Origin of the sequence: Amycolatopsis sp. NBC_01286, assembly GCF_035982555.1 — a bacterium.
GTDB lineage: Bacteria > Actinomycetota > Actinomycetes > Mycobacteriales > Pseudonocardiaceae > Amycolatopsis.
In genome coordinates, this window is record NZ_CP108428.1 from 10,616,010 (window position 1) to 10,622,967 (window position 6,958).

The 6,958-nt window shown below is 69.7% G+C and carries 7 protein-coding genes; 4 read left to right on the forward strand and 3 right to left on the reverse strand.

Annotated features, from left to right (window positions below; genetic code table 11):
* Positions 1–6: 6 nt before the first annotated feature.
* Together lipA and OG570_RS47965 are read left to right on the forward strand one after the other, a co-directional pair.
* Complete coding sequence (lipA, locus tag OG570_RS47960; protein ID WP_326955100.1) at positions 7–1,008, forward strand: lipoyl synthase; 1,002 nt, start codon at positions 7–9, stop codon at positions 1,006–1,008.
* 45 nt (positions 1,009–1,053) lie between these two features.
* Positions 1,054–1,701 (forward strand): DedA family protein, encoded by a 648-nt coding sequence (locus OG570_RS47965; RefSeq protein WP_326955101.1) that lies wholly within the window; start codon positions 1,054–1,056, stop codon positions 1,699–1,701.
* A 119-nt stretch (positions 1,702–1,820) separates the two neighbouring features.
* Here OG570_RS47965 and OG570_RS47970 read toward each other — a convergent pair whose 3' ends face one another.
* From OG570_RS47970 to OG570_RS47980, 3 genes are all read right to left on the reverse strand, one after another.
* Complete coding sequence (locus OG570_RS47970; RefSeq protein WP_326955102.1) at positions 1,821–2,591, reverse strand: hypothetical protein; 771 nt, start codon at positions 2,589–2,591, stop codon at positions 1,821–1,823.
* Between the two features lies 1 nt (position 2,592).
* The gene (locus OG570_RS47975; protein WP_326947297.1) at positions 2,593–3,159 is read right to left on the reverse strand and encodes a papain-like cysteine protease family protein; all 567 of its coding nucleotides are present in this window, start codon (positions 3,157–3,159) and stop codon (positions 2,593–2,595) included.
* A 99-nt stretch (positions 3,160–3,258) separates the two neighbouring features.
* Complete coding sequence (locus tag OG570_RS47980) at positions 3,259–4,224, reverse strand: LysR family transcriptional regulator (protein WP_326947296.1); 966 nt, start codon at positions 4,222–4,224, stop codon at positions 3,259–3,261.
* Positions 4,225–4,294: 70 nt separating this feature from the next.
* Here OG570_RS47980 and OG570_RS47985 point away from each other — a divergent pair, with 70 nt between their 5' ends.
* Together OG570_RS47985 and OG570_RS47990 are read left to right on the forward strand one after the other, a co-directional pair.
* The gene (locus tag OG570_RS47985; protein ID WP_326955103.1) at positions 4,295–5,164 is read left to right on the forward strand and encodes a patatin-like phospholipase family protein; all 870 of its coding nucleotides are present in this window, start codon (positions 4,295–4,297) and stop codon (positions 5,162–5,164) included.
* A gap of 103 nt (positions 5,165–5,267) precedes the next feature.
* Positions 5,268–6,479 (forward strand): L,D-transpeptidase, encoded by a 1,212-nt coding sequence (locus tag OG570_RS47990; protein WP_326947294.1) that lies wholly within the window; start codon positions 5,268–5,270, stop codon positions 6,477–6,479.
* Positions 6,480–6,958 lie beyond the last annotated feature (479 nt).

Sequence of the window (6,958 nt, forward strand, 5' to 3'; positions counted from 1 at the left end):
GATCCCGTGAGTGCTGCGCCTGAAGGCCGGAAGCTGCTGCGTCTCGAAGTCCGCAACAGCGAAACGCCGATCGAGAAGAAGCCGCCGTGGATCAAGACGCGAGTGCGGATGGGGCCGGAGTTCACCGAACTCAAGGGCCTCGTGCGCCGCGAAGGTCTGCACACCGTCTGCGAAGAAGCGGGCTGTCCCAACATCTACGAGTGCTGGGAAGACCGCGAGGCCACGTTCCTCATCGGTGGTGACCAGTGCACGCGCCGGTGTGATTTCTGCCAGATCGACACGGGTAAGCCCGCGGAGCTGGACCGCACCGAGCCGCGGAAGGTCGCGGAGTCCGTCCAGGCCATGGGGCTGCGGTACTCGACGATCACCGGCGTGGCTCGTGACGACCTCGCCGATGGTGGGGCGTGGCTGTACGCCGAGACCGTCCGTCAGATCCATTCGCTCAATCCGGGTACCGGTGTCGAGTTGCTGATCCCGGACTTCAACGCGGACCCGGAGCAGCTGGCCGAGGTGTTCGGGTCGCGGCCGGAGGTGTTGGCGCACAACGTGGAGACGGTCCCGCGGATCTTCAAGCGCATCCGTCCCGGCTTCCGTTACGCGCGCTCCCTCGACGTCATCACGGCCGCACGCGAAGCGGGTCTGGTGACGAAGTCGAACCTGATCCTCGGCATGGGCGAGACGCCCGACGAGGTCGCCCCGGCGATGCAGGACCTGGTCGACGCGGGCTGCGAGATCCTCACCATCACGCAGTACCTGCGGCCCTCCCCGCGCCACCACCCGGTCGACCGGTGGGTCAAGCCGGAGGAGTTCGTCGAGCACTCGAACGCCGCCGAGGCCATGGGCTTCGCCGGGGTCATGGCGGGGCCGCTCGTGCGCTCGTCGTACCGCGCGGGACGGCTCTACGCCCAGACGAAGGCCCACCGCGGCGAGGTCCTGCCGGAGAACCTGCAGCACCTCGCGGTCGAAGGCCCCGCCGCCCAGGAAGCCGCGTCGCTGCTGGCGCGGTGACCGACGCCACACCACCGACCTTAAAGGATCGGTAAAGTGGCGCGCATGGCCCTGGTTTCGGATCTCCTCAGCTGGTTGCAAGGACTCCCGGAACCGGGGCTCGTCGCGGCGACCGGCGGGCTGGTCTTCGCCGAGTGCACGATCGGCCTGGGTTTCCTGGCCCCGGGCGAATCCGGCTTGCTCATCGCCGCGACGACGGCGAACACCGTCGCCCGCTTCCTGGCACTGTGGACGGTCGTCACGCTGTGCGCGACGGCGGGCGACGCCCTCGGCTACGCCATCGGCCGCCGCTTCGGACCCCGGCTGCGCGAGACCAAACTGATCCGCAAGTGCGGCCTCGAAGCCTGGGACAAGGCGACGTCGGTCCTGGAACGCCGAGGCGCGTGGGCGGTGTTCTTCGCGAGGTTCCTGCCGGTGATCCGCACGCTGACACCGGCTGCGGCGGGGACGTCGGGCCTGCCGTTCCGCCGGTTCCTGCCGGCGGCCGCGGCGGGCGCGTTCTGCTGGTCGCTGGTCCACATCAGCATCGGCGCCGCCCTGGGCGAAGCGGCGAAGCGCATCGAAGGCGCGTTGAACACGGGCGGCTTGATCGTGATCGGTGTGCTGGCGGCGGTCGCGGTGTTCTTCTTGCTGCGCTTGAAGAAGCGCAAGACGCTCGCGGCCGCCGAACCGGAGTCCGAGCGCGTTCCCTGAAGCGGAAAGCCCTGAAGGGCACCCTCACGGCCTTTAACGCCCTGAAGGTGCCCCTCACGGCGTGAGAGCCGGGTGCCACGAGGGTGCGGCCCGAGACGCCAGGCCGCACCCTCCCGGCGTCAGCGACGGGCGCGCGTCGCCTTGCCGGTGGCCCAGCCGATCAAGCCGAGCGCCAGCAGCGCCCCACCGGCGACGAACGGCCAGGAACCGGTGCCCGGCACGGACGGCGCCGGAACGGGGGTGGCGGCGAGGTCGTAGCCGCCGAGCTTGCCCTGCGCCCGGTACGCCGAACCGGGCAGCTTGTCGCCGTACAACCGGTGCACCAGCTGCTGGTACGCCGGCACCGCGACGCCGTCGCCGACCCGCGTGCGGGCCGGGTCGTTGAGCGGCAGCACGCGGCCGTCGCGGATCCGGTACCAGGCGTTGACCTGCGGCTCGGTGAACACGACGTCCGCGCCCGCCTGCGCCGGGTAGGTCACCTCCTCGGTGCCGGTGGTGAAGTTGGTCGCCGCCCAGCCCGACGCCTCGGGGGTGAGCCAGACCGTCGCCTGCCGGCCCGTCGACGCCTGCGTCCGGACGGCGAAGTACGCGAACGCCGCCGGCTGCGCGTCCGGCGTCCCGGCGACGAACGCGGGGTCGAGCGAGTAGACGCGCAACGGCTCACCGGTGACGCGCGGCGCCTGCTCGGCGTCGGCCCGCGCGACGCCGGAACGCTGGTCGAGCTGGCCGAAGAACGACGACAGCTTCGCCGTCGTGTCCGGCGAGGCGAGCACCTGCTCGGCCGCCGTGACGTCGGTGCCGGACGGTTCCGAAGCCGAAGCCGTGCCGCCGAAGCCGAGCACCAGGGCGGAGCCGGCGAGGAGGGTGACGAGTCCGCGGTAGAGGTTCATGTCACGCCCCGATCCGGTAGAGGGACTGGGCCCACTGGAACTGCCCGTTGCGGACGTAGCTCGAGTGCGCCATCGCGCTGTAGCGCTGGCTGCTCGGCCACGGGTCGCCGTAGTAGACGAGCCCGCTCGCGTCGTAGCCGTAGATCACCTGGGCGTGGCCGCCGCCGGCCGTCCAGTAGATGCCCGTCTCGACCGGGCGCCGCGCGGTGATCTCGCTCTGCACGGACGCGAAGCTCAGCGCGCTGGTCACGGTGCCGGGCCGCAGCCCGAGCGCCTGGTAGCCGCGCTGCACGTACGTCAGCTCACCGGCCTGGTTGGGACACTGCGAACCGGCCGGGTAGCCGCGGGAGTAGTCGCAGAACGTGTTCTGGCTGACGCTCGAGCCGTAGCCCAGGAACCGCGCGATGGTCAGGCCGCTCGCGGCCCAGCACCACTGGTTCTGTTCCTGGACGAGCTGGCTGATGGCCAGGGTGGTGGCGGCCCGTGGGGCGGCCGTCGCGGGCGGGGAGAACAAGCCGGCCAGCGCGACGCACAGCACGCCGATCGCCATTGATCGTCTGAGGTGCATTCGTTGCTCCTTGTCGGCAACAGGTGGGGACTTCGTGAGCGTCTCCCGTTGCCGCGCCGGGCAGTAATCCCAGCGGGGATAACACCGGCGTTATGCCGCCTATCGGGCGGAGACCAACCGTTCGCCCGGTTCCTCCGGATGCTGGCGGCACCACCGCGCGAAGTGCGGGTTCCGCTGCCGCGACGCGACGTAGGCGACCTCGGCGCAGCGGAACACCTCGTCGGTCGCCGGCGTGCGGGCGTCGTCCTCCCGCGTCGCGAACAGCAGCGTGGTCCACAGCGGGTCCCCGGCGAGCGGCAGCGCGAGCAGCCCGGGCGGCGGAGCGGACGCGGCCTGCGCGAGGCACACCGCCCCCTGCGCGATCAGCGTGCCCGCGGTACCCGCCTCGGACGTGAAGTGCCGCACCCGCGGCGTGAACCCGGCGGCCGCGCAGGCCTGCAGGAACCGCACGCGCACGCAGTTCTCGTGCGGTGGCGGCAGGATCCAGTCGACGCCGGCCAGATCCGCGAGGTCGACCACGCCACCGCGAATGGCCGGGTGGCCCTGCGCGATCCCGACGAAGATCGGCTCGGTGGCCAGCGTCCGCACGGTCAGCCCGGCGTAGTGGTGCGGCTCGGTGCCGTCGAACCGTTCGAGCAGCGCGACGTCCACCCGGCCGGTCGAAAGCAGCTTCAGCAGGGTCAGCGACGCCGGCTCGGCGTACGTCTGGACGTCGAGCGTCTTCCCCAGCTCTTCGATGAACCGGCCGATGATGAGCAGCGGCACATACCCGATCTTCAGGGTTTCCGCGACGCTCTCGCCGTGCCGCCGGGCGGTCGCGACGAGGGCCTGCATGTCGGACAGCAGGGCGTCGGCGCGGGCGAGCACGAACCGGCCGAGCTCGGTCGGGCGCACGCCGCTGGGCTCGCGGACGAACAGGTCGCCGCCGAGGATGCGTTCGATGCGCTTGAGCTGGGCGGTGAGGGCAGGCTGGCTGACGCCCAGCACGGTGGCCGCGCGGCTCACACTGCCGCCGTCGGCGACGGCGCGGACGGCCCGGAGATGGCGCAGTTCCAGCTCGGCCACGTCCAGCAGGTTAACGCCGGCTTCACGGCCGGCACGACCTGCGAAAGTCGGGCTTACTACATTCGGCGGTATGAGTTTCGCGGATCTTCCCCGGCCGGTCGGCTTCGTCCTCGGTGGTGGCGGCAGCCTCGGCGCGATGCAGGTCGGCATGCTGCGCGCGGTCGCCGAGGCCGGGATCACCCCGGACCTGGCGGTCGGCACGTCGGTCGGCTCGCTCAACGCGGCCGTGCTGGCCCTGACCCGCGACGACCCGATCGAGCGGCTGCGTGGCATCTGGGCGCACATGACGCGGGACGAGGCGTTCCCCGGCGGGGTGTTCAGCCGCGTCCGGACGCTGACGCAGAGCAAGACGCACCTGTTCACCAACCGCGGCCTGACGAAGATCATCGACGAGCACGTCGGCGCCGGGCGCCGGTTCGAGGACCTGGCGCTGCCGCTGGGCGTCGTCACCACGCAGGTCGACACGGCCGAGCCGCTGCTGATCCGGTCCGGGCCCCTGCTGACGCCGCTACTGGCCAGTTGCGCGATCCCGGGGATCTTCCCGCCGGTCTCCCACGAAGGCCGGTTGCTCTACGACGGCGGGCTCGTCGCGAACGTCCCGATGCGGCAGGCGCTGGCGATGGGCGCGCAGTCGCTGGTGGTGTTCGACTGCGCGTTCCCCGGGAAGCTGCCGAGCGCGCCGCGGACGTTCGCCGAGGTGATGATGTTCACCGCGATGATCAGCATGCGGAACCAGGCCGTGCTGGAGGCGCCGCTCGCGGCGTCCCAGGTGCCGGTGGTGTACCTGCCCGGGCCGGCACCCGCACGGGTGAACCCACTGGACTTCGGTCACACGGACGCGCTGGCCACCGAGGCGTACGACGCGGCGCGCGAGTTCCTCGACGGGATTTCGGTGTCCGGTGCGGGGCTTTACGGCGCCCCTGGTCTGGTCGTCACGTGATCCACGTCACGACGATGCACCGATCCGGTCGGAAGGACGTCATCGCTATCGCGTAGTTTTGATGGTAATGCCCGCCGATCCCAATTTCCCAAAAAGAGACAATATGCTCCCCAAGAAGACTTTACTTTCGGTGGCCGGGATTCTCGCCGGAGCACTGCTGCTTTCCGCCTGCTCGTCCGGTGACGACGGTGGTTCGCCCACCGGCGGGGCGCCGACGTCCGGATCCGAGGCGCCATCCGCGAACCCGGTGGCGGTGACGTTCGAGCCGGCGGGCGGCGCCAACGTGAACCCCGCGACCCCAGTCGTCGTCAAGGCGGCCAACGGGAAGCTCATCGACGTCACGATCACCAACACGGCGAAGGGGAAGCCGGTGGCCGGCAAGCTGGCGACGGACTCCCTCAGCTGGACGTCCAGCGAACCGCTCGGCTACGGCGCGACGTACAAGATCGTCGCGCACGCCCAGGGCGCCGACGGGAAGCCGATCGAGCAGGACAACCAGATCAGCACGATCGCCCCGAAGAAGCAGGCCAACGCCAACCTGATCCCGGCGCCGTCCGCGGTGGCGAGCACGGGTGTCGGTGTGGGGCAGCCGATCGTCTTCAGCTTCGGCAAGATCGCCGTCAAGAACAAGGCGGACGTCGAGAAGGCCCTCACGGTGGAGTCGACGCCGAAGCAGGAGGGCAGCTGGTACTGGATCGACGACTCGAACGTCCACTACCGGCCGAAGGAGTACTGGAAGGCCGGCACGACGCTGAAGGTCACGGCGAAGATCTACGGCGTCGATTTCGGAAACGGCGTCTTCGGCGCGGAGGATCGTACGGAGACGTACAAGGTGCACGATTCCTGGATCGCGAAGGCGGACGGGAACACCGAGCAGATGCAGATCTTCCACAACGGCGCGATGGTGAAGGCCATGCCCATCTCGATGGGCAAGGACGCGACGCCGACGCATTTGGGCGCGCACATCATTTCGGACAAGCAGGCCAACTACACGATGGACTCGTGCACGTACGGCGTCTGCCCGCCCGACCCGAAGGCGTACCGCTCCAACGAGAAGTTCTCACAGCGCATTTCGAACGACGGCGAGTTCGTCCACGAGAACCCGAACAGCGTGGGCCAGCAGGGAAGCTCGAACGTCTCCCACGGCTGCATCAACCTGAACGCGGCGAACGCCCAGTGGTTCTTCCAGAACCTGGGCCTGGGCGACGTAGTAGAGGTAACCAACTCGGGCGGCCCCCAGCTCCCAGTCTGGGACCTGTACGGCGACTGGTCCAAGTCCTGGGCCGACTGGCAAGCCGGCTCGGCGGTGAAGTAACTGCGGTTGTCTGATTAGGGGCCGGGAGCTTTCGCTCCCGGCCCCTTTCTCTTGCCCACTTCGCAAGTCATGCCCCGAGAGCTACGGCGCTGATCACGCAGGCTCCCGCTCAGTCCCTATCCGGGCCAAGTCCGATGAGCCAGCTGCCGCACTCGAGTCAGGCACAATGCGCGGCCAGTCCAGGGAGCCAGCCGCTGTAGCCAGAGTTGGGCCCCTATTCACGGCCAGTCCTGGTGAGCCAGTCGCTACAGCCGAGCAGCAGCCAGTCGATCCGCTGCCAGCTCGGAACCCAGTCAGCCAACCAGCCGGGCGATGCCCCGGCCGCCACGTACTCACGGATGGCAGCCGGTGTAGCCGGCTCGACACCCACGCAGGCCGCAGGCGTAGCCGATAGAGGCATCTACAGCGTGCGGGGAGGCTTCAGCCGTGACTGGCGGGTATCTCGCCGTGATCCGCAGGGTATCTCTCGTGACCGGGCA

Excerpts from the sequence above, each read along its gene's own strand:
- OG570_RS47965 (WP_326955101.1), top strand. The coding sequence starts at position 1,054 with ATGGCCCTGGTTTCGGATCTCCTCAGCTGGTTGCAAGGACTCCCGGAA.
- OG570_RS47970 (WP_326955102.1), bottom strand. The coding sequence starts at position 2,591 with ATGAACCTCTACCGCGGACTCGTCACCCTCCTCGCCGGCTCCGCCCTG.
- OG570_RS47975 (WP_326947297.1), bottom strand. The coding sequence starts at position 3,159 with ATGCACCTCAGACGATCAATGGCGATCGGCGTGCTGTGCGTCGCGCTG.
- OG570_RS47985 (WP_326955103.1), top strand. The coding sequence starts at position 4,295 with ATGAGTTTCGCGGATCTTCCCCGGCCGGTCGGCTTCGTCCTCGGTGGT.
- OG570_RS47990 (WP_326947294.1), top strand. The coding sequence starts at position 5,268 with ATGCTCCCCAAGAAGACTTTACTTTCGGTGGCCGGGATTCTCGCCGGA.